The sequence below is a fragment of the Arthrobacter sp. 49Tsu3.1M3 genome, assembly GCF_900168135.1.
Taxonomy (GTDB): Bacteria; Actinomycetota; Actinomycetes; order Actinomycetales; family Micrococcaceae; genus Arthrobacter.
Genome location: NZ_FUZD01000003.1, coordinates 246,161 through 266,671, shown reverse-complemented (window position 1 = coordinate 266,671; position 20,511 = coordinate 246,161). Strand labels below are relative to the sequence as shown.

Below are 20,511 nucleotides of genomic sequence, written 5' to 3'. Positions count from 1 at the left end.
GGACTCGCCGCAAGGTTACGGCGAGTCCGCACGTTTCCGGCGAGTTCGTGCGACGGCCGCCGCACCCGGGACCATCGGCGCGCCCCAACCCCACGAGGGAGGATAGTTTTAGGGCATGACGGCAAGCTACAGGTACGACGTCGAGATTCTGCACCTCGTCGTCTCGCCGGCGCACGCCTACTTCGGCCGCGCCCGCGACGGTGCGGCGCAGGTCCCCACGACGGACGCGGACCAGGTCGAACTGGTGGCCGGCAAGGGCATCGTCGGCGACCGGTTCTTCGGCAAGGCCGCGCACATGGACGCCGCCGTTACCCTCCTCGCGATCGAGGCCCTCGAGGCGATGGCCGAGGAGCTGGGAGCCTGCCCGTTTGACCCGCTCCTGACCCGGCGCAACGTGGTCCTCCGGGGCGCCCACCTCGCTCCCCTGCTCGGCGAAGAGTTCGCGCTCGAATCGAGGGAGAACGTGGTCCGGCTCCGGGCCGGACGGCCAGCCCACCCCTGCGCGTGGATGGACCGGATGCTTGCCCCGGGCGCGCACGCCGCCATGCGCGGCCGGGGAGGGGTGCGCTGCCAACCGCTTTCGACCGGCTTCCTGAGCCGCGGCCCGGCCGTGCTGGTCAGCCCCGTCCCGCTCGACCCCGGGCAGGCCGGCGTCCCGACGCTGCTGCGCCCGTCCCGGCTGCCGTAGCGTCCCGGTTGCCGTAGCGCGCCGACAACGGCGAGCGCCGGGGACGCGTGGAGCGGCGCGGACGACGCCGAGCGGCCATCAAATTCTTTGCCGCGGATCTGGAACAAATGCTCCTCCGGACCTTCGGCAGGAAATAGGCTCGGACTCATCGATCAGGCGGACCCATGGCAACCGTCAAGCGCAAAACCGGTGAAGGAGCCAGCGTGGACACCCGAAAGCTGAAGTATTTTCTGGCTGTTGTTGACCACGACGGGTTCAGCCGGGCCGCGGAGCACCTCCTCATCGCCCAGCCATCGCTCTCGCAGACCATCGCCGCCCTCGAGAAGGAGCTGGGCGTGCCGCTCTTCCACCGGATCGGGCGGCGGGCGGTGCTCACCGAGGCGGGCCAGGAGCTGATCGGGCCGGCCCGGCTCGTGATGCGCAACCTCGATGCGGCGCAGTCCGCGGTGCAGTCGGTGCGTGGGCTGCGCAGCGGACGGCTGGACATCGTCACGATGCCCTCACCCGGGATCGAGCCCCTGTCCTCGATGATCGCCGCCTTCACCCGCGCGCATCCCTTGGTCAGACTCAATGTCAGCGCCGCCTTCACTCCGGAGGACGTCATCGAGTCTGTCCGAAGCGGCAGCACGGAGATCGGGCTGGCAGGGTCCCCGACGCCCATCAAGGTTCCCGGCGTTGAGGTGCTGGAGCTCGATCGCCAGCCGCTGATCCTTCTCGTCAATCCCCAGTCCGATACGTTTGGCGCCGCAACAACCATTCAACGCGAGGAGCTGGCCGGCCACCGTCTGGTCGCGAGCCAGCGCGGTTCGCTGATGCGCTGGCTTGTGGACGACGCACTGGCGCGGGGGATCGACGCCGAAATCATCGTCGAGGTCGCCCACCGGACCTCGATCCTGCCACTGGTCCTGGCCGGGGTCGGCCACGCCGTGATGCCGTCATCGTGGGCGCCACTGGCCCACAAATCGGGGCTGCGGACGCTGCTGATCGAACCCGTGTCATACCTGGATGTTGCCGTCCTCAGCCGGAGGGACGACCTGACCCCCGCGGCCCGGTCCTTCCTGGCGGTGGCGCGGCTGCACGCGGCCCCGCCTCCGCCAGGGAGGACAGAAACGCCTCCCCCGGCGCACCATCAATAGGCTGAACCTATCTAGCGGATCGGATCTTGGTCTTGGACGGCATGTGGTGCCGGCCCGTCTACTTGAAGAGGAAGGCAGTGTGACGCTGCTAACACACTCAACGAGGAGGTAGGCACATGAGCGCCACCCGGAAATTCAGCATCGCTTCAATCCCCGCAGACGGGGTCGGCAAAGAGGTCGTCTCCGCCGGACGCCGGGTCCTGGACGCCCTGGCGCAGAATTCCGGCGGCAAGTTCGCCTTCGAATGGACCGAGTTCCCGTGGGGCTGCGAGTACTACGCCAGGACCGGCCAGATGATGGACCCCGACGGACTGGACACCCTCAAGGACTTCGACGCCATCTACTTCGGCGCCGTCGGCTGGGAGAACGTCCCGGACCACATCAGCCTCTGGGGCCTGCGCCTGAATATCACCCAGAACTTTGACCAGTGGGCCAACATCCGTCCGGTGAAGTTCCTCCCGGGCGTCCAGTCCCCGCTGCGCAAGGCCGACACCACCGAGCTCGACTGGATTGTGGTCCGCGAAAACAGTGAAGGCGAGTACGCCGGCCTCGGCGGGCGGAACCTCAGCGGCCGCGGCCCGGGCAACGAGGTCGCCCTGCAGACCGCGCTGTTCACCGAGAAGGGCTGCGAGCGCATCATGCGCTTCGCGTTCGATCTCGCCCGGACCCGCACGGTGAAGAAGGTCTCCTCCGTCACCAAGTCCAACGCCCAGCAGTACGGCATGGTCCTCTGGGACGAAACTTTCCAGCGTGTTGCCCTGGACTACCCGGATGTCGCCACCGAGAGCGTGCTGGTTGACGCGATGAGCGCCAAGTTCATCCTGCACCCGGAAGACCTCTCCGTCGTCGTCGCCTCCAACCTGAACGCCGACATCCTCTCCGACCTTGGCTCGGCCCTGGCCGGCAGCCTCGGCCTGGCAGCCAGCGCAAACCTGAACCCCGAGCGCCGCTTCCCGTCCATGTTCGAGCCGGTGCACGGCTCGGCCCCGGACATCGCGGGCAAGGGCATCAGCAACCCGATCGGCGCGATTGCCAGCGCAGCCCTGATGCTGGACCACTTCGGCCTGCACGAGGAAGCCCGCCGCGTCGAGGCCGCCATCGAAGAGGCAACCGGCGCCGGCCACCTGACCCGCGACGTCGGCGGCGACGCCACCACCGGGGCTGTCACCGACGCCATCATCGAGGCCCTGGCCCGCACCCTGGCGGCCGTCTAGCGCAGGCGCACTGGAACGGACAACGGCACTGAAACGGACGACGCCGGCCGCGCGGCCGCCGTCGAACGCTACACACCGCACGGGGCGCCTGCGCCCAACTGGCACCCGCCCCGTGCACACCCCCACACTTAAAGCATCTCCAGAAACATTCCACAATGAGGTAGGAATCATGGGACACATCACCACCGCGGGCACGGAAATCCCGGCCCCCAAAAAACGCTGGTACAGGCAGCTGTACTTCTGGGTGCTGACCGGCATCGTCCTCGGCATTCTGGTGGGCTGGCTGGCCCCGGCCACTGGCATCGCCATGGAACCGATCGGCACCACCTTCGTCAACGCCATGAGAATGCTGATCGGCCCGATCGTGTTCCTGACCATCGTCGGCGGCATCGCCAGCGTCGCGGATCTGAAGAAGGTCGGCATGACCGGGCTGAAGGCCCTGACGTATTTCCAGATCGGTACGATCTTTGCCCTGCTCTTTGGCCTGGTCGCCATCAACATGTTCCGCCTCGGCGACGGCGTCAGCGCGAACGCCAGCGCGATCAAGACGACGGACTCCGCGGCCAAACTCATCGACGCCGGCGCCCACCAGGAATGGTGGCAATTCCTGACCCACATCATCCCCACCAGCGTCGTCGCGCCCTTCGTCGAGGGCGACATCCTCCAGATCATCTTCATCGCCGTGATCTTCGGCGTCGCCCTGAACGCCATGGGCAAGGTCGGAGCGCCCGTCCTGGACGGCGTCCAGCGCCTCACCGGGGTGATGTTCAAAATCCTGGGCTTCATCCTGAAGGCCGCCCCGCTGGGCGCGTTCGGCGCGATGGCCTTCGCCGTCGGCAAGTACGGCGTCTCCTCCCTCTCCAGCATGGGCGGGCTGATTGCGCTCTTCTACGCCACCTCGATCCTGTTTGTCGTCGTGGTCCTCGGGTCCGTCATGGCCTTCCTGAAGCTGAACATCTTCAAGATGATCCGCCACCTCAAAGAGGAGTACCTGCTCATCCTGGGCACCTCCACTGCCGAACCGGCCCTGCCGGGCCTGATGCGCAAGCTCGAGCACGCCGGTGTGAAGAAGGAGACTGTCGGGCTCGTGGTCCCCACGGGCTACAGCTTCAACCTCGACGGCGCCGCCATCTACCTTTCGCTGGCCGCCGTCTACATCGCCCAGGCCACCAACACCAACCTGACCATCGGCCAGCAACTGGGCCTCATCGCCGTCATGCTGCTCACCTCCAAGGGCGCGGCAGGCGTCGCCGGCGGCGGCTTCATCGCCCTGACCGCCACCCTGGCCACGCTCGGCACCATCCCTGCCGCCGGCATAATGCTCATCTTCGGCATCGACAAGTTCATGTCCGAGTGCCGGGCCCTGGTGAACTTCACCGGCAACGCCGTCGCCACCTTGTTCATCGCCTGGTGGGACCACACCCTGGACGCGGACCGTGTCCGCCGCGTCTTCAACGGCGAAACTGTTGAGCCCCTGCCCAGCGAGGATCCGATCCTCCCGGACGGGTTCGGCGACATCGACGATGACCTGATCGAATACGGCCACCACACGCACCCGGACAACAACCCGGAGCGCACAGAACCCGCCAACGCCGATGCGACGGCCAAGGACAACCGCCGCCCCGCCTACTCGGAAACCATCTGACATGTTCAACACCACCGCCCCGAAAACCGTGCGGACCCTCATCGCACCGGACAAGTTCAAAGGCAGCCTCACGGCCGGCGAGGTGGCCGATGCCCTGGCCGCAGGGCTCCGCGCCGGAGCCGCCTCCACCGGCGGGGCCGGAGCGGTTCACTGCGAGCTGCTGCCGCTGGCCGACGGCGGGGACGGCAGTGTGGACGCCGCCGTCGCCGCCGGCTTCACCCGGCACCGCCACACCGTCACCGGGCCCACCGGCCAGCCCGTCCCGGCCGGCATCGCGTTCGACGGCACCACCGCCGTCGTCGAGGTCGCCAACACCTGCGGCCTGGCGCTCCTGCCGGCGGGCCAGCTGGAACCCTTGAGGGCCTCCAGCCGGGGCTTTGGGGAGGCGATCCTGTACGCTCTCAGTCTCAACCCGGCAAGGGTCGTCCTGGCGCTGGGCGGAAGTGCCAGCACCGACGGCGGCATGGGCATGCTCACCGCCCTGGGCTACGGCTTCCACGACGCCGGCGGCCGGCAGCTCGACGGCAGCGGAAAGTCGCTGGCGCAGATCCACACCATCCGCCGGACCAGGGTCCCGGAACTGGACGGTACGGAACTCGTGGTCGCCAGCGACGTCCACAATCCCCTGCTCGGGCCGGACGGCGCGCCCGCGGTTTTCGGCCCCCAAAAGGGCGCCGGACCGCAGGACATTGCGGCGCTGGAGCACGGGCTGGCGCACCTCGTCGCCACGTTGACGGACGCCGGATTTGAGGACGCCGCCGAACTTGCGGGGCGCGAGGGCGCCGGAAGCGCCGGCGGGATCGGCTTCGCCTGCCTGCTGCTGGGCGCCAAGCAGGTCTCGGGCGCCGACTACTTCCTGGACCTGCTCGATTTCAACAACCGCAGGGACAGTTGCGACGTCGTCATCACCGGCGAAGGCAGCATCGACGAACAGACCCTCGCCGGCAAACTTCCCGCCGCCGTCGCCCGGAGGTCCGGAACCCGCCCGATCATCGCGGTGGCCGGCCGTTCCCTCCTCCCCCGGGAAAGGTGGTCCGAACTGGCGCTCACCCGGGTCTACACCCTGGCCGAGTACACCGACCAGGACTCCTCCAAAGACCCCGGGCTATCCGCCGCCCTGCTGCAGAGGATCGGGAGGGACATCGCGGCAAGCCTGCTGTAGGCGCCAGCGAAATCTGGCCCCGTCGTACTGCCTAATCCCGCCCTGGCTCTTCCCGCTCGGCGATCGCCTTCACGCTCTTTACCAGGCTGTCCCACATGCCCTTGGAGTGGTCGGCGTCCCCGGCAGTGGCGTTGTTGTCCTGGGCGAGGGTGAGTTGCGTGGCACCGGCCCGGTCCTCGAGCGTCCAGGTCAGCGTGTGGTAGTTCTCCGGCGCATCCTCCTGGCCGCTCAACGGGCTGAAGTGCGTGACAACCAGCCGCCGTGCGGGTTCAAACTCGAGGATGCTGCCCCTGTCCTCGTATTCCTTGCCGTCCCAGGTGCCCCGCCACAGGATGGGTCCGCCGACGGTCCAGTCGGTCACGAGTTCGGTGCCGAACATGAACTCCTTGGCGGCATCGGGATCGGTGATCACGGACCATACTCGGCTCGCGGGCGCCTCGATGGTGATGGTCGAGGTCGCCACATACATTCCAGGCATAGTTTTCCTTTCCTCGCGGAGTCGCTCGGCGCCGGCAGCGCCCGGCACCGAGACTACTCCGCGAGGCGGAACGTCCGGAAGCTCCCTAGGCCGGGTAGATCGCGATGGCGGCGGCCTTGATGACGAAGTAGACACTCATTCCGGGGATGAGGCCGAGGTCGGCCGACGCGGCCGGGGTGATGTCGGCGGAGAGTCGACCGGCACGGACACGGATCTGATCGCCGTGGGGCTCCAGGTCCGTGATGATCACCTGGAAGGAGTTTCGCGGGCTGCCGTGCTCTTCGGTGAGGAACACCGATACCGCCGAGGGCGGAAAGACCGCTACGCCGTCCTGCCCGGGCTCGACGGACTCGTCCTGGTGGCCCGCGACGACCATGCCCTGGGCGGTGGTCACCCCGGCGTCGCTGACGGTGCCGGCCACCAGGTTCAGCCCGGCCAGTCCGGCGGCGAACCGGCTGCGCGGTTTTTCCAGGACTTCGCGGGTGGGGCCCTGTTCGGTGATCCGGCCGTCCTCGAGGACGATCACCCTGTCGGCCAGCATGAGGGCGTCGAGGATGTCGTGGGTGATGATGATGGCCCGGCGGCCGGCGAGGACGCGCTTGAGGAGCCGGCGGAGCAGCGGGGCGGCGTGGATGTCGAGCGCGGCCATGGGCTCGTCGAGAAGCAGCAGGTCGGGGTCGGCGGCGAGGGCGCGGGCCACGGCCACCCGCTGGGCCTGTCCGCCGGAGAGCTGTCCGGGGCGCCGCGAGGCGAGGGAGTCGGCGTCGACTTCGGCGAGCCAGTGCATGGCCGTTTCACGGGCCTCGGCGCTGGAGGCGCCGGCGCTGCGCGGCCCGAACGCGACGTTGTCCAATGCGCTGAGGTGTGGAAACAGGAGGGCTTCCTGGGCTAGGAGTGCCGTGCCCCGGGTGTGCGGGGCGCGCCAGATGTTGGCGTCCGCGCTCAGGTCGAAGAGGACTTTTTCGCCGATCATGGCCTTGCCGCCGTCGGGGCGCAGCAGGCCGGAGATAATCGAGAGGAGCGTCGATTTACCGGCCCCGTTGGGCCCGAGGATAGCGATTGTCTCGGCCGGTCCGAGGCTGAGGGAGACCTCGAAGCCCCGTGCGGCCAGGGTTGCGTCCAGCTGAAAGGTCACCGGAATGCCCCTTCCGGTGCAACGCCGAGGCGCGGGCGCCGGTAGGAGAGCCCGACGACGGCCACCGCCACGGCGACCAGGAGGAGGGAGAGCGCGACGGCGGCGTCGGCGTCAGTTTCGCGTTGCAAATAGATCTCCAGCGGGAGGGTGCGGGTGACGCCCTGCAGGCTGCCGGCGAAGGTCAGGGTGGCACCGAATTCGCCCAGGCTGCGGGCGAAGGACAGCACGGCGCCGGAGGCCAGGCCGGGGAGCACCAGCGGGATGGTCACCCGCCGCAGCACCGTGCTCGGTCTGGCCCCGAGCGTCGCGGCGACCGCCTCGTACTTGTTGCCGGCGGTGCGCAGGGCGCCTTCGAGGCTGACCACCAGGAACGGCAGGGCAACGTACGTCTGGGCGAGGACGACGGCGGTGGTGGAGAAGGCGATCTGGAGTCCGGCCAGTTCCAGGCTCTTGCCGAGGAGCCCTTGGCGGCCGAAGGTGTAAAGCAGGGCAATGCCGCCCACCACGGGAGGCAGGACCAGCGGCAGCAGGACGAAGGCCCGGAGCAGGCGCTGGCCCGGGAACGGGCTCCGCGCCAGGATGAGTGCGAGCGGCACGCCGAGGACGATGCAGGAGGCGGTGCTCGCCGCGGAGGTGCGCAGGCTCAGGCCGAGCGCGGTGAGGGAGGATTCGGAGGTGACCAGCGGGATGAACTGGGACCAGTTGACCCTGGCCACCATCGCCAGCAACGGCAGCAGGACGAAGAGTGCCCCTGCTGCCGCGATGGCGTATATCCATGCCGGGATGCCCGTGTAACCGGTGCCGCTGCGCCTGTGCATGCCGATTACGGGGTGCCGAATCCGGCGTCGCTCAGGACTGTCTTGCCCTCGCTGCCGGTGACCGCGGCAATGAAGGCAGCGGCGAGCTCCTTGTTCTTGCTGGTGCCGACGCTGGCGATCGGGTAGGTGTTCACGGCCTGGTCCGCCTCGGCGAAGGGGATGCCCTTGACCTTGTCTCCGGCGTTCTTGACGTCCGTGACATAGACCAGCCCGGCGTCGGCCTCACCCGAGATGACCTTGCCCAGGACATCCGTGACGGACGATTCCTCGCTGACCGGCGCCAGGGTGGTGCCGGTGGCTTTTTCGACGGTCTCGGCCGCGGCGCCGCAGGGAACCTGCGGGGCGCAGACCACCACCTTCACGCCCGGTTTGGCGAGGTCGGCGAAGGAGCTGATCGATGCCGGGTTGGACGGCGGCACCGCGATCTCCAGGACGTTCGTGGCGAAGTCGGCAGGGGCGCCGTCGATGAGTTTCGCATCGGTCAGCTTGGCCATGTTCTTGGTGTCGGCGGAGGCAAAGACGTCGGCCGGGGCGCCTTGGGTGATCTGCGTGACGAGGTCCGAGGAGCCGGCAAAGTTCAAAGTGATTTTGGTGCCGGGGTTCTTCGCCTCGAAATCGCTGGCCAGCTTGGTGAAGGTCGATTTCAGCGAGGCCGCTGCGTAAACGGTAATCGCTCCGGACAGCGTGGGAGTCTCACTGGCCCCGGCGCCGGCGCCGGAGTTGGAGGCGGTTCCGGCTGTGCCGGCGGCACAGCCGGCCAGGCCCGCGGCCAGGACGCAGGCTACCGCGCCGGCCACCAGCAGTGCGGTGACGTGCTTGCGGGCAGTCCTCATATGATGCTCTTTCCGTGGGGCGTTTCGATGATGACGGTGGTGGCTTTGACCACGGCGGTCGCGACGGATCCGAGCTCCAGGCCCAGTTCCCGGACGGCTTCGCTGCTCATCAGGGACACGACGCGGAAGGGCCCGCACTGCAGCTCAACCTGTGCCATGACTTTGTCAGCAGTGATGCCCGTGACCAGGCCGACGAACCGGTTGCGGGCGGAGCGGCCTACCTTGGTGGGGTCATCGGGAAGCTGGGCCTGGTCGCGGGCCAGGTGGGCAAGTTCCAGGCCGTCCACGGCCAGCCGGCCGGAGTCATCCTTGACCGGGGTCAGGATCCCGTTCTCGGTCCAGCGCCGGACGGTGTCGTCACTGACCCCGAGAAAACGTGCTGCTTCGGAGATGCGGATTTTCGGCATGACTCCATAATCACCTATTTGCGGCAATTATGGGCATTCCTATCCGCAAATTAGTAGGAATCCTTGTTTGGAGGCCGCCGGGGCGCAGCCGGGTCCGGCCCCTGGATCGTCGAACTCAAGCCGCATTTCGGGCCGGCCGGTGGCACGACGGCTGGGTGGCTGCCCGCCGGGGTGGCCGCCAGGGGCGACGGCGGGTCGATTTTACTGCCGCCCGGGACGATAATCGGAGGTGACCGGACAGCTTCTGCCGAGAGGAGCCGGCCGTGGCACCTACCACCCTGCTGGCAGGATTCAGATCTGCGATCGCCGCCCTCACGCTGGGGGTGTTGCTGCTGACCGGAACCGGCTGCTCCTCCGACAACCCCGCGGAAACCACCAAGATCACGCCGGCGACCAACGGGATCCACACCGTGGTCGGTCCGATAAAGCTGGCGGACATGCTCGTCCTCTCCCACGGAGCGGACCAGCCCGGACGGATCATGGGCACCCTATTCAACACGTCCGCCACGGACACGGTTGTCACCATCTCCGGCGCCTCCGGACCGACGGTGTCGATTCCGGTCAAGGCCAACGGCGAAACGTCCCTGGCCCAACCTCCGGCCATGATGCTGGACCCCACCACGGGAGCCCCCGGGTCCCTGGTCACGGTCCGGGTGAGCGAGGACTCCACAGGCAAGTCGGCCGAGGTGCAGCTTCCGGTCCTCGACTCCACGTTGCCCGAATACCAGTCGTACATGCCCGCGACGCCCGGATCCGGGACTGCCTCCGGCAGCCCGTCACCCACGCTGCCCGGGAACACCACTGCCCCATCCGGGACCGGGTCTCCCAGCCCCAGCCCCTCCCCCAGTCAGTAGCCCGAAGCCCGGTACCGGAGCAGGACGGGGCCTTAGGCAGGCAGGGCCGGTGAACGCCGTCCCTGCCTGCCTGGCAGCCGTGGGCTCTGGCTAGGAGAAGCGTCCCGGCCGGAAGGTGGCCAGCATCGGGTGCTTCGTGCCGGTCATGATCTCGCCCGCGAGAAGTTCGCCTGCGATGAGGCCGAGCGTGGCCCCCGAGTGGGTGAAGGCCACGAAGCAGCCGGGCACCTGGCCGAGTTCGCCGAGGACCGGTTCGCCGTCGCCCGGGATGGGCTTGTAGCCGATCTTCCAGGAGGACGGTTTGACGTCGGGGTTGCCGGCGATGAGCTTGGATGCTTCATCGGCGAGCTCCTGGACCACGTCATCGGGGATGCTGAAGGAGCCGTCAGCGTGTTCGGTGATGTGCCCTTCATACCAGTCGTGGTCCAGGGCGAGGGTGTTTCCGGGGTTGGGCCGGACGGCGGCCCTGGGGGTGTTCAGCACGGCCTTCAGCTCGTGCTCGACGGGTTTGGTCAGGACCAGCATGGAGACCGGGGATCCGTTGGGGATCTCGACGCCGAGGGGCGCGACGACGGCGGGAGTTGCGGCACCGCACGCCACGAGGACAGCGTCAGCCTCGTAGGTTTCGCCTGCGGCCGTCTCGACGCCGGTGGCCCGGCCGCCGTCGACCGTCACGGACACCTTGCCGGCGTTGAGTACGAGTTCACCGCCCAGGGCGTGGAACTCTTCCATCAGGAAGTCCACCAGATCGGGCAGGCTGACCCAGCCCTCGCCGGGGTTGAAGATGGCGTTCTCCGGAACGGCATCCGGATCGATGCCGGGGGTGGCCGAGGAGACCTGTGCGGGTGTCAGCAGCTTCGAGTCATAGCCGATGGATTTCTCGTAGTGGTGGCGGGCTTCCGTGGCGGCTTCCTGGCCGGCGGGATTCCACATGAGGCCACCGCCGAACTGCAGCCAGTCCCGGCCGGGGTCCGCGGCGAAGAGGGTGCGGTAACGGTCCACGCCGGCGACCCGTAGCTGGTGGTACGGCGTGGACCGTTCTCCGGCGGAGTTCAGCCAGGAGAGCGAGCGGCCGGTGGCCTCGCTGGCCAGGCCGTGTTCGGTCAGGAGGGTGACGGTGGCGCCGTCGCGGAGCAGGTGGACGGCGGTGGAGACGCCGAGGATGCCGCCGCCGATGATGGCGACGCGCTTGGTTGAGGGCGTGGAGGACATGGGTCTGCCTTTTCTTAAGTAGAGGTGACGGGGGTGCCCGCCGGGGGGGGGCACTGGGAGGAGGTGTGCGGGCTATGCGAAGGCGCGGATATTTTCGATGACCCTCAGGACCTCGAGGGACTCTTCGGGGTCGACCGGAAGTGGGCCCTTGGCACGGAGGGCAGCCGCGAGCTGTGCATAGAACAGCGGATAGGCGCCGGGTTCAGGTGTGACCGGCCGCGGGTCTCCGTCGACGCCCAAGGTCCCCCAATGGGTTTGGGGTTCGACGCCGTAGCCCGGGTCCGTGGGTGTCGTTCCGGCTGCGAGGGCCGGTTCCTGGCCGTCCAGGCCCCACTTCGTGTAGCCGGACTCGGAGCCCAGGACGTGGAAGCGCGGGCCGACCTGCGCCGCCATGCCGTTCATCCACAACCGTGAGCGGACCCCGGATTCGTGGAGCAGGGACACGAAGGCCTCGGTGTCGGCGCCGTCCGGGGCCGGGCCGTGGTTCGCCGTTTCCCCGTAGCTTTCGGTTACCGGGCCGAAGAGCTGGATGGCCTGGTCGATCTGATGGGCGCCGAGGTCGTTGAGGATGCCGCCGCCCTCGGACACGGCAGCGGTGTCCCGCCAGTTTCCGAAGCCCTCCGGCCGCCACCATTCAAAGCGCGATTCGAAGCTGCGCACCTCCCCCAGCGCTCCTTCCCCGATGAGCTTCCGCAGCGTCAGGAAGTCGGCGTCCCAGCGTCGGTTCTGAAATACCGTGAGCTGCACGCCGGCGTCGGCCGCCCGGGAGATGAGCTCCTGCCCCTGGTCCGATGTGGTGACGAACGGCTTGTCCACCACCACGTGGAGGCCATGGGCGATGGCCTCTGCGGCGAGGTCGAAGTGGGTCAGCGGCGGCGTTCCGAGGACCACCAGATCGAGGTCACCGGAGAGCGCAAACAGGTCCTCCGGCGTCGGGACGATCCGGGTGTCCGGGTAGAGCCTTGCCGCCTCCGAGGCGCGGCCCGGATCCGCCGTGACGATCACATCCAGCGAGTAGTTGGCATCCGCCGCGATCAGCGGTGCGTGGAAGACTTTGCCCGAGATGCCGAACCCGACGACGCCGGTGCGGATGCTGGCCGCCGCGGTGTTTCCCTTCAGGGTCTCCATCAGAGCACTTCCGAGAGGAAGCGCTGGAGGCGTTCGCTTTGCGGGTTGTCGAAGAGGTCGGCGGGCGTGCCGGACTCGACGACCTCGCCTTCGTCCATGAAGACGACCTGGTCGGCGACCTTGCGGGCAAAGCCCATCTCGTGCGTGACCACCAGCATGGTCATGCCGCGGCGGCCCAGGCCTGCCATGAGGTTCAGCACGCCCTTGACCAGTTCCGGGTCCAGGGCGCTGGTGGCCTCGTCGAAGAGCATGACTTCCGGTTCCATGGCCAGGGCCCGGGCAATGGCGACGCGTTGCTGCTGTCCGCCGGAGAGGTCGCGGGGCCGGTGGTCGGCGCGTTCGGCGAGACCGACCTCGGCGAGGCGGCGCCGGGCGCGTTCCCTGGCCTCGGCCTTGGGCATGCCCTTGACGCTCCAGAGGGCCAGCGCCACGTTCTCGAGGGCGGTGTGGTCCGGGAAGAGGTTGAAGTGCTGGAACACCATGCCGATGCGGCTGCGCAGGACGTCCGGTTTGACCTGCAGGGCGCTCTCGCCGGCCAGGAGCACGTCCCCGCTCTTGGGTTCGTGCAGCCGGTTGACGCCGCGCAGGAGGGTGGACTTGCCGGAGCCGGAGGGCCCGATGATGCAGGTGGTGGTGCCCGGGGCGACGTTGAGGCTGACGTTGCGGAGCACCTCGACGTCGCCGTAGGCCATGGTCAGGTTCTTCAGTTCCAGGCTGGAGCCGTGGAACGTCTCGATGTCCGGGACTGCTTCTTTGGCGTTGCTGGTGCTGCTTGCGGTGTTGCTGGCGAGGCTCATGTGTTGCTCCCGGTAGTCAGCGGTGAAGCCGCGGCGAGTTCTTTGACTTCCTTGAGACCGCTGCTCGGTGCGGCGGGGCGGCGTCGGCCGGTGCGGAAGCGGTTATCGAAGTAATTGACCAGATGGGTCAGGGGAACCGTGATCAGCAGGTAGAAGATGCCGGCCATGACCAGGGGCGAGAGGTTGCCGGAAAGCACGGCGGCGTCCTGGCCCACGCGGAAGAGCTCGCGTTCCGTGACCAGCAGGCCCAGGAAATAGACCAGCGAGGAGTCCTTGACGATCGCGATGAACTGGTTCACCAGCGCCGGCAGGACCCGGCGGACGCCCTGCGGAACCACCACCAGGGCCATGGACTTCGCGTAGCTCATGCCCAGCGCGCGGCAGGCCTCACCCTGGCCTTTGTCCACGCTCTGGATACCGGCGCGGAAGATCTCACCGATGTAGGCGCTGGCGATCAGGCTCAGGGCGATGATCCCCAAGGGGTAGGGCGAGGGGCCGAAGATCGATTGGCTGAAGCGGGCGAATCCCTGGCCGATCAGCAGGATGGTCAGGATGGCGGGGAGTCCACGGAAGAGGTCCGTGTAGATCCGGGCCGGAACCCGAAGCCACCGCGAGGGAGATATCCCCATGACGGCGACGACCATGCCGAGGGCAACGCCGATGATGGTCGCCGCAACGGAGATGATGAGGGTATTGAGGAGACCGACTCCCAGAAGCTGGGGCAGGACCTCGGCCATTGCGCCGAAGTCGAAGAAGGTGCGGGTGATGGTGCTTAACCAGTCCATGGTTGCTCTCAGACGTAGGTAGCTTGTGGAACCCGGGCGGGCCGCGCAGTGCGGCCCGCCCGGTCAGGTGTGGCAGCCGGGCTATGTGCCGGACGTGCCGATGGTTCGGGGCCCATTGGTTGCCGGGCCGCTTACTTGCCAGACCGTTTACTTGCCGGGCCGCTTACTTGCTGGGCCCTACTTGCTGGGTGTGGGGCTGGCCGTCTGCTCGGCCTTCGGCAGGTACTGCTCGGGCATCGGGGAGCCCGGGAACCACTTCTGGTAGAGCTTCTTCCAGGTGCCGTCCTCCATGGCTGCGGCCAGGCCCTTGTTGAGCGCGTCCTTGAACGCGGTCTTGCCCTTGGCCACGGCGAAGCCGGCGGGAGCGTCGAAGGACGGGATGTCCGCGGCGCTGACCAGCCCGTACTGCGTTTCATAGGCCTTGGCGGCCTCGTAGTCCAGGAAGTGTGCATCGACGGATCCGCTGTTGACGGCGGCGATCGCGGTGTTGTTGTCCGGGAAACGCACCAGGCTCGCGGAGGTGAAGTTCTTGACCGCGTAAGCCTCCTGAAGCGTTCCCTGCACGACGCCGAGCCGCTTTCCGCCGAGACCGTCGGCGCCGGTGATGCCCGAGGTCTTCGTGGTGATGACGGTCAGGTAGCCGGCCAGGTAGCCGTCGGAGAAGTCGACGGTTTGTTTGCGCTTGTCCGTGATGCCGATCGCCGCAACGCCGGCGTCGAACTGGCCGTTGGAGACGGCGGCGAGCAGCCCGGAGAAGTCCTGTCCGGTGAAGACGACCTTGTCGACTCCGGCGCGGTGGGCGACGTCTTTGAACAGCTCGACGTCGAAGCCGGTGAAGTTGCCCTGGGCGTCGGCAAAGGTATAGGGCTTCGAATCACCCAGGCTGGCAACGCGGATAGTGCCGGCCTCAATCAGGCCATAGGGGTTGTCCGCCGGCGAGGACGAGGCGGATGAGCTGCCTCCGCAGCCGGAGAGGGCCAGGACCGCGGCAACGGCAGCGGCGATGAGCGCCCCGGGGCGCATTTTGTTTCCTGTGTTCACAGCGTTTCCAATCGTGGGGGGTGAGCAGCGGGGCAGGCAGGCAGTGGGCCCCGTGAAGTGGGACTTTGTCGATGGGAGTCTTGCTGAGTCCGGTCTCAGTCCCTAGGATTGAGACCGGACTCACATCGATTGCTAGAAATGTAATCGAAGCCACATCAGGCGTCAAGGGTCCGCTACGAAAGGCCGTAATGAATAGTGATGCTTCCCGGCGCCGCGATGTCACTGTCGCCGACGTCGCCAAAGCCGCCCAGGTTTCCAAGGCCCAGGCCGCCCGCGCCCTGGGCAACTACGGGGCCGTGAGCGACGACGTGCGCGAACGGGTGCTGGCAGCCGCCGAGGAACTGGAGTACCGGCCCAACGAGCTCGCCCGCAGCATGAACACCGGGAAATCGCACACCATCGGGGTGGTGGTCGGCGACATTGAAAACCCCCATTTCGGCCTGGCCACGCGGGGCATAACGGACACCGCCAAGCGCAGTGGATTCAATGTCATCCTGATCAATACGGACGAGGATACCGAGGCGGAAATCGACGCCGTCAGGGTGCTCCTCGACAAGCGCGTTGACGGCCTGATCGTGGCACCCGCGTCCTCCGTGGAAACGCAACATTTACGGCGCGTTCACGAATCCGGCCGTCCGCTGGTCCTCTTGGACCGCAAGGCGCCAGGGCTCGACGTCGACACCGTGGCAGTGGACATGGAGGACATCTCCCATGAATCCACCAGCTATTTGCTCAAATCCGGCCACCGGAGGATCGCCTTCATCTCCACGCTGAAAACAGCCGGGCCATACCAGGACGGCATGCAGCTGGACTCGTCCCAGATCTCGGACCGGCGCGACGGCATGAAACGCGCGTTCGAGGAGGCGGGGGTGGACCTGCCCGTCGATCTGATCCGCCTCAACGCCGGCGACGACGAGTCCATCAAGAAGATTACCCGCGAGCTGGTGCAGCGCCCTGACCCGGCGACCGCGATCATCGCCTCCGACGGGCTGATCGGCCTCAGCGTGGTGGAAGCGATCCACGAGCTCGGCCTCTCCATTCCGGATGATGTCTCCTTCCTCATGTATGACGACTTCGCCTGGACGCGCCTGACCACGCCCCCGCTCACGGTCATCGCCCAGCCTGTCTATGACATGGGCGTAGCGGCCGCGTCAGCCCTGATCCGGCAGATCGAAGGCCGCAAGGCATCGGCTGCCGCACCCACATTCACGGCCGCTCTGATCCGCCGCGGCTCGGTCGCGGCCCCGGGGGCGGCCCGCGAGCACACCTGATCCACCCGCGGGCGGCAATAGGCGCCCCGACCCAAGGGACGGGGCTTAGTTCTCTGGCGCGGTGCCGGGCCGGCGGATCCACTTAACTGCAGGGGAACGTTGGTGCAATCGGCGGAGGGAGCGTGATCCCTGTGGGCGGACCCACCCGGCGGCCGGAATCGGGCGGCCCTCCTGCGGGACCCACGGTCGCGGGCACAGGGCCGTCATGGAACTGACGGTCGTCATCCTCATCACCGCCGCCCTGTTCGCGTGGGCGCTGGTGTCGGTGCGGCTGCAGCAGGCGGACCTGACCGCCCCTATTGTGTTCACTGCGCTCGGCGCGGCCTTGGCCTGGTCCGGGATGGTCAATGCCTCTTCGGCGCCCGCGGTGATCACCCCGGTTGTCGAGGTCACCCTGGTGTGGGTTCTCTTCACCGACGCCGCCCGCCTGCCGCTGCAGGAGTTGCGCCGGGACGTTGGCCGCTACGTGCGGCTGTTGGGAGTCGGCCTGCCCCTCACGATTGTGTTCGGGTGGGCCCTGGCCGCCTGGTTCTTCCCCCAGTTCGGGCTGTGGCTGGCCCTCCTCGTCGGTGCCGCACTGGCCCCAACCGACGCCGCACTCGGCATCCCCGTGGTGACGAATCCGGCAGTCCCGTCACGGATCCGCCAGCTGATCACCGTCGAGAGCGGCCTCAATGACGGCATCGCTACCCCCGTTGTCATGCTGGCGATCGCCGGCGCGGCCGCCGCGGCAGGGCTGGAGAGCGCCGCCGGCCCCGGCAGCGCCGCCGTCGAACTGCTCATCGGCGCCGGCATCGGGGCAGGGGCCGGAGCCCTGGGCGGGTGGCTGCTCCAACTGGCCCGCCGGCTCGGGACCGGGGCTGAAGACTTCGCCGGCATAGGAGTGCTGGCCCTGAGCCTGCTCTCCTACAGCGCCGCACTGGCGGTGGGCGGTAACGGATTCGTCGCCGCGTTCTGCGCCGGGCTGGCGTTCGGCACCTGCGCCGGTCAGCGGGCGCCGGCCGAACTGGTCTTCGTTGAACAGATGGGCGGCCTGGTGTCCCTGCTCGTGTGGCTGGCCTTCGGAGCCATCACCGTTCCGATCATGCTGGCGAGCTCCGTCCCCCTGACCGTCGCCTATGCCGTGCTCAGCCTCACGGTGGTGCGGATGCTGCCGGTAGCGCTGGCCTCGATCGGCGCCGGCCTCGACCGGAAAACCGTCCTGTTCGTGGGATGGTTCGGTCCGCGCGGCCTGGCTTCCCTCGTCTTCGCGCTGCTGGCGCTGGAAGCGCTCGGATCCGTGTCAGATCAGGCCGTGGCCGTCATCACCGCCACCGTGCTGCTCAGCGTGCTGGCCCACGGCTTCAGCGCCCCACCCTTGGCTGCCCGCTACGGACGGGCCGCTGCCGCGGCAGGACCGGAACCCGGCGGCCCGGTGCCGGTTACCCCCGCCCCCGCGCGGGGCCTGAGCCGTAAACACACGCCCGCTCCGCTGATGCGGCGGAAGCGCGCCGGCCCCTAGCCGGCCCTCCGCCCGCACCCCGCAGTCCGCCCGGTGACGCCGTCGCCGTTCAGATTCCGCCACGGCGGCTGTGATGAGTCTCACGCGCAAATTTCGCCATCTGGCTTGAGCCGCCCGCGCGGCGCTGTGCACTATGGAAAGGCAAAGGCAGGGACTGCGACGTTCCTGCCGGTGCAGCTTGGCGATTTCTTGCGACGTTCCGCGTCCGCAGCAAACGCCGGGCACCCATCCTGGTGGACGCAATGAGGCCAAACCGGTGAGCTCGCAGAGCTGCCCACGGTCTCAGGCGTTCCTGGTTTGGCCCCTACGGCGGCTCCGCATCGGTGCGGCAGCCGGACATCCGGATTCATGAAATGGAAGCACTGAACAATGACGTTTGAAACTGCCAACTCTGTAACCCACAAGCTCTGGGACCGCTCCACCATGCACCACGAGCTGGACGCGCTGGTCCACGAGCTCTCCGAGCGCCACAACACCGCCAAGAGCAACATCGCGGTCCACGCCAGCGGCCCGAACACCTTCACCCTCAGCCTGAACCACGGCGCCTAAAGCCCGGGTTCCAGGCAGCAAGGCCAAACGACGACGGCGGGAGCCACTCCCGCCGTCGTCGTTTGGCTTTAAAGCCCGCGGATCAACCGGCGCCCGCGGCCCCGCGCATTTGCGTCTTGACCCGGTACATGTCCTGATCTGCCGCCAGCAGCAGGGCCGTGGCCAGTTCTTTGTGCGCGGCCGGATCAGCGTCCGCCGGGACGGCCGTGTCCGCCTGGCCAACGGACATGCCCAGCCGGAGCTCGCTCCCCGCGATGGTGACGGCGCCGGCCAGGCAGCCCCGGACGCGCCCGGCAACCGCCTCGAGCTCGGCCGGGTGCTCCAGGCAGGGGATCAGGACAACGAACTCGTCCCCGCTGTAGCGCGAGACGGTGTCCGCGCCGCGCACAGCCTGGGAGAGCATCAGCGCCACGTGTTCCAGGACCTGGTCGCCGGCCGCGTGGCCCAGGGTGTCGTTGACCTGCTTGAACTTGTTGACGTCGCAAAAGAGCACGCCGACGCGGTTCCGCTGTTCGCCGGCGCTGGCCAGGGCCGCCAGCAGGTTTTCGCCCAGGTGCCGCCGGTTCGGCAGGCCGGTCAGCGGGTCATGCAGCGCCCGATGGTGTGCTTCCTGCAGAAGCTGGGCGCGGTCCGCCTCGGCATCCTCGAGCCGCCGGTGGGCGCTGGCCAGTTCGCGCTCGTACCGCCGCCGCTCGGGGGCCGCGAAAAAGATCATCAGGTCCGTCGGTTTCGCTCCGCCCACGGTGCGGGTGACGGACAGCAGGACGGGCCTGCGCTGCCCGTCCGGCCCCAGCAGCTCGATCGAGAGCTCGGCAAGGTGCCCGTCGCGTTCCAGCTTCGGCCCGGCGTGCGTCCGGTACATCAGCCTGTCGCCGGCCGGCATGAGGTCCAGGAGGCGGGTGCCGTCGAGGCCGCCTTCCGGGATTCCGGTCCAGGCGCACATGGTGGCGTTCGCGGCCAGGATGGTTCCGTCGGCACCGGCAACGATGTAGCCGGCGGGCGCCTGGTTGAAGAGCTCCCGGTAATCGACGGCCGTGGTGCTGGTCCGGGTCATGCCGCTTTCAGGAATTCGAGGATGGCGGCGGACGTTTCCTCCGGCGCGCTGCTTTGCGGGAAGTGGCCTGTGGCCGCAAGCCGGACCAGGGTGCTGTTGGGGAGCGCGTGGTGCAGGTAGGTTCCCACGTGATCCGGCGTGACGACGTCGTCGGTGCTTTGCAGGACCAACACCGGGATGGTGACCTCGCCGAGCTGGTGCCGGACATCGGAAAGGAACGCCACCCGGGCAAAGTCCCGGGCAACCCGGGGGCTGATCCGCCCGAAGCTGCCCTGGATCTCATGCTCCAGTTCGGGAGCGTGCGGTGTATTCATGTAGACCGGGGCCATCGACTCGGCCCAGACCACATAGTTGGCATCCAGGGATTCGAAGACGTCGTCGATGTCCTGCCGGGTGAACCCTCCCACGTAGCCGTCCTCGGGGTGGTCAAGATAGCTCGGCGAGGCCGTGACCAGCACGAGCCGGCCAAACCTGCGCCCTGCGTCCCGGGCGGCCGCGCTGACGGCCATCATGGACCCGACGCTGTGGCCGATGAGGGTCACGTCCTGCAGGTCGAGTTCGCCGCAGACTTCCGCCAGGTCATCGACGTAGGCGTCAAGGGTGGAGTAGGTGGCCGAATCATAGGCGGACTGGTCGGAGCCGCCGGAGCCCACATGGTCCAGCAGGACCACCCGGTAGCGGTCGGTGAACCGGGGCAGAATCTTGCCCCACATGCTCTGGTCGGTGCCGAACCCGTGGGCGAACACCAGCGCCGGGCCGTCTTCCGGCCCAAACATCTGGACGTTGTTTCGCGTTGCCGCACC

At 68.0% G+C, this 20,511-nt stretch carries 21 protein-coding genes; 9 read left to right on the top strand and 12 right to left on the bottom strand.

Features of this window, described 5'->3' with window-relative positions:
- Positions 1–115: 115 nt before the first annotated feature.
- The 5 genes from B5X90_RS06295 (at position 116) to B5X90_RS06275 (ending at position 5,845) form a co-directional block, all read left to right on the top strand.
- Entirely contained in the window at positions 116–688 is a 573-nt protein-coding gene (locus B5X90_RS06295) for an MOSC domain-containing protein (protein ID WP_079551021.1), read from the top strand.
- Between the two features lie 203 nt (positions 689–891).
- Positions 892–1,824 (top strand): LysR family transcriptional regulator, encoded by a 933-nt coding sequence (locus B5X90_RS06290; protein WP_079551208.1) that lies wholly within the window; start codon positions 892–894, stop codon positions 1,822–1,824.
- A 116-nt stretch (positions 1,825–1,940) separates the two neighbouring features.
- Positions 1,941–3,038 carry a tartrate dehydrogenase gene (locus B5X90_RS06285; protein ID WP_079551019.1) on the top strand — a complete coding sequence of 366 codons (1,098 nt, stop codon included), beginning with the start codon at positions 1,941–1,943 and terminating at the stop codon, positions 3,036–3,038.
- A gap of 169 nt (positions 3,039–3,207) precedes the next feature.
- Positions 3,208–4,683, top strand: a complete 1,476-nt coding sequence (gene dctA / locus B5X90_RS06280; protein WP_079551017.1) for a C4-dicarboxylate transporter DctA — start codon at positions 3,208–3,210, stop codon at positions 4,681–4,683.
- 1 nt (position 4,684) lies between these two features.
- Complete coding sequence (locus B5X90_RS06275) at positions 4,685–5,845, top strand: glycerate kinase (RefSeq protein ID WP_079551015.1); 1,161 nt, start codon at positions 4,685–4,687, stop codon at positions 5,843–5,845.
- A 31-nt stretch (positions 5,846–5,876) separates the two neighbouring features.
- Here the strand turns inward: B5X90_RS06275 and B5X90_RS06270 are convergent, their stop codons facing one another.
- The 5 genes from B5X90_RS06270 to B5X90_RS06250 form a co-directional block, all read right to left on the bottom strand.
- On the bottom strand, positions 5,877–6,323 hold the full coding sequence (locus tag B5X90_RS06270; protein WP_079551013.1) for an SRPBCC domain-containing protein: 447 nt from the start codon (positions 6,321–6,323) through the stop codon (positions 5,877–5,879).
- An 85-nt stretch (positions 6,324–6,408) separates the two neighbouring features.
- On the bottom strand, positions 6,409–7,458 hold the full coding sequence (locus B5X90_RS06265) for a sulfate/molybdate ABC transporter ATP-binding protein (RefSeq protein ID WP_079551010.1): 1,050 nt from the start codon (positions 7,456–7,458) through the stop codon (positions 6,409–6,411).
- Positions 7,455–8,276: an ABC transporter permease gene (locus B5X90_RS06260; protein WP_079551008.1), complete on the bottom strand. Its 822-nt coding sequence runs from the start codon at positions 8,274–8,276 to the stop codon at positions 7,455–7,457. Before B5X90_RS06260 ends, B5X90_RS06265 begins: the two co-directional genes overlap by 4 nt.
- 5 nt (positions 8,277–8,281) lie before the next feature.
- Complete coding sequence (modA, locus tag B5X90_RS06255) at positions 8,282–9,109, bottom strand: molybdate ABC transporter substrate-binding protein (protein WP_079551006.1); 828 nt, start codon at positions 9,107–9,109, stop codon at positions 8,282–8,284.
- Entirely contained in the window at positions 9,106–9,516 is a 411-nt protein-coding gene (locus B5X90_RS06250; RefSeq protein WP_018775502.1) for a TOBE domain-containing protein, read from the bottom strand. The genes modA and B5X90_RS06250 overlap by 4 nt, the downstream gene beginning before the upstream one ends.
- 263 nt (positions 9,517–9,779) lie before the next feature.
- On the opposite strand from B5X90_RS06250, the gene B5X90_RS06245 reads away from it, so the two are divergent.
- A complete protein-coding gene (locus B5X90_RS06245; protein ID WP_079551004.1) occupies positions 9,780–10,370 on the top strand; it encodes a hypothetical protein in 591 nt (196 codons plus the stop codon).
- A gap of 90 nt (positions 10,371–10,460) precedes the next feature.
- On the opposite strand, the gene B5X90_RS06240 is transcribed toward B5X90_RS06245, so the two are convergent.
- From B5X90_RS06240 to B5X90_RS06220, 5 genes are all read right to left on the bottom strand, one after another.
- On the bottom strand, positions 10,461–11,582 hold the full coding sequence (locus B5X90_RS06240; protein ID WP_079551002.1) for an NAD(P)/FAD-dependent oxidoreductase: 1,122 nt from the start codon (positions 11,580–11,582) through the stop codon (positions 10,461–10,463).
- Between the two features lie 72 nt (positions 11,583–11,654).
- Entirely contained in the window at positions 11,655–12,710 is a 1,056-nt protein-coding gene (locus tag B5X90_RS06235) for a Gfo/Idh/MocA family protein (RefSeq protein ID WP_079551000.1), read from the bottom strand.
- Positions 12,710–13,507, bottom strand: a complete 798-nt coding sequence (locus B5X90_RS06230) for an amino acid ABC transporter ATP-binding protein (RefSeq protein ID WP_079550997.1) — start codon at positions 13,505–13,507, stop codon at positions 12,710–12,712. The genes B5X90_RS06235 and B5X90_RS06230 overlap by 1 nt, the downstream gene beginning before the upstream one ends.
- Positions 13,504–14,292 (bottom strand): amino acid ABC transporter permease, encoded by a 789-nt coding sequence (locus B5X90_RS06225; RefSeq protein WP_018775513.1) that lies wholly within the window; start codon positions 14,290–14,292, stop codon positions 13,504–13,506. The genes B5X90_RS06230 and B5X90_RS06225 overlap by 4 nt, the downstream gene beginning before the upstream one ends.
- A gap of 177 nt (positions 14,293–14,469) precedes the next feature.
- A complete protein-coding gene (locus B5X90_RS06220; RefSeq protein ID WP_079550995.1) occupies positions 14,470–15,315 on the bottom strand; it encodes an ABC transporter substrate-binding protein in 846 nt (281 codons plus the stop codon).
- A 206-nt stretch (positions 15,316–15,521) separates the two neighbouring features.
- Between B5X90_RS06220 and B5X90_RS06215 the strand changes: the two genes are divergently transcribed.
- From B5X90_RS06215 to B5X90_RS06205, 3 genes are all read left to right on the top strand, one after another.
- Positions 15,522–16,604: a LacI family DNA-binding transcriptional regulator gene (locus tag B5X90_RS06215; RefSeq protein WP_079550993.1), complete on the top strand. Its 1,083-nt coding sequence runs from the start codon at positions 15,522–15,524 to the stop codon at positions 16,602–16,604.
- 205 nt (positions 16,605–16,809) lie between these two features.
- The gene (locus B5X90_RS06210) at positions 16,810–18,105 is read left to right on the top strand and encodes a cation:proton antiporter domain-containing protein (protein ID WP_079550990.1); all 1,296 of its coding nucleotides are present in this window, start codon (positions 16,810–16,812) and stop codon (positions 18,103–18,105) included.
- A gap of 369 nt (positions 18,106–18,474) precedes the next feature.
- Positions 18,475–18,654: a hypothetical protein gene (locus tag B5X90_RS06205; RefSeq protein WP_018775517.1), complete on the top strand. Its 180-nt coding sequence runs from the start codon at positions 18,475–18,477 to the stop codon at positions 18,652–18,654.
- 82 nt (positions 18,655–18,736) lie between these two features.
- Here the strand turns inward: B5X90_RS06205 and B5X90_RS06200 are convergent, their stop codons facing one another.
- Complete coding sequence (locus tag B5X90_RS06200; RefSeq protein WP_079550988.1) at positions 18,737–19,708, bottom strand: sensor domain-containing protein; 972 nt, start codon at positions 19,706–19,708, stop codon at positions 18,737–18,739.
- Positions 19,705–20,484, bottom strand: coding sequence for an alpha/beta fold hydrolase (locus B5X90_RS06195; RefSeq protein ID WP_079551206.1), 780 nt, complete (start codon positions 20,482–20,484; stop codon positions 19,705–19,707). The genes B5X90_RS06200 and B5X90_RS06195 overlap by 4 nt, the downstream gene beginning before the upstream one ends.
- Positions 20,485–20,511: the final 27 nt, after the last annotated feature.

Excerpts from the sequence above, each read along its gene's own strand:
- B5X90_RS06295 (WP_079551021.1), top strand. The coding sequence starts at position 116 with ATGACGGCAAGCTACAGGTACGACGTCGAGATTCTGCACCTCGTCGTC.
- B5X90_RS06285 (WP_079551019.1), top strand. The coding sequence starts at position 1,941 with ATGAGCGCCACCCGGAAATTCAGCATCGCTTCAATCCCCGCAGACGGG.
- dctA (WP_079551017.1), top strand. The coding sequence starts at position 3,208 with ATGGGACACATCACCACCGCGGGCACGGAAATCCCGGCCCCCAAAAAA.
- B5X90_RS06275 (WP_079551015.1), top strand. The coding sequence starts at position 4,685 with ATGTTCAACACCACCGCCCCGAAAACCGTGCGGACCCTCATCGCACCG.
- B5X90_RS06270 (WP_079551013.1), bottom strand. The coding sequence starts at position 6,323 with ATGCCTGGAATGTATGTGGCGACCTCGACCATCACCATCGAGGCGCCC.
- B5X90_RS06260 (WP_079551008.1), bottom strand. The coding sequence starts at position 8,276 with ATGCACAGGCGCAGCGGCACCGGTTACACGGGCATCCCGGCATGGATA.
- modA (WP_079551006.1), bottom strand. The coding sequence starts at position 9,109 with ATGAGGACTGCCCGCAAGCACGTCACCGCACTGCTGGTGGCCGGCGCG.
- B5X90_RS06250 (WP_018775502.1), bottom strand. The coding sequence starts at position 9,516 with ATGCCGAAAATCCGCATCTCCGAAGCAGCACGTTTTCTCGGGGTCAGT.
- B5X90_RS06240 (WP_079551002.1), bottom strand. The coding sequence starts at position 11,582 with ATGTCCTCCACGCCCTCAACCAAGCGCGTCGCCATCATCGGCGGCGGC.
- B5X90_RS06235 (WP_079551000.1), bottom strand. The coding sequence starts at position 12,710 with ATGGAGACCCTGAAGGGAAACACCGCGGCGGCCAGCATCCGCACCGGC.
- B5X90_RS06230 (WP_079550997.1), bottom strand. The coding sequence starts at position 13,507 with ATGAGCCTCGCCAGCAACACCGCAAGCAGCACCAGCAACGCCAAAGAA.
- B5X90_RS06225 (WP_018775513.1), bottom strand. The coding sequence starts at position 14,292 with ATGGACTGGTTAAGCACCATCACCCGCACCTTCTTCGACTTCGGCGCA.
- B5X90_RS06220 (WP_079550995.1), bottom strand. The coding sequence starts at position 15,315 with ATGCGCCCCGGGGCGCTCATCGCCGCTGCCGTTGCCGCGGTCCTGGCC.
- B5X90_RS06215 (WP_079550993.1), top strand. The coding sequence starts at position 15,522 with ATGAATAGTGATGCTTCCCGGCGCCGCGATGTCACTGTCGCCGACGTC.
- B5X90_RS06210 (WP_079550990.1), top strand. The coding sequence starts at position 16,810 with ATGGAACTGACGGTCGTCATCCTCATCACCGCCGCCCTGTTCGCGTGG.
- B5X90_RS06205 (WP_018775517.1), top strand. The coding sequence starts at position 18,475 with ATGACGTTTGAAACTGCCAACTCTGTAACCCACAAGCTCTGGGACCGC.
- B5X90_RS06200 (WP_079550988.1), bottom strand. The coding sequence starts at position 19,708 with ATGACCCGGACCAGCACCACGGCCGTCGATTACCGGGAGCTCTTCAAC.
- B5X90_RS06195 (WP_079551206.1), bottom strand. The coding sequence starts at position 20,484 with ATGTTTGGGCCGGAAGACGGCCCGGCGCTGGTGTTCGCCCACGGGTTC.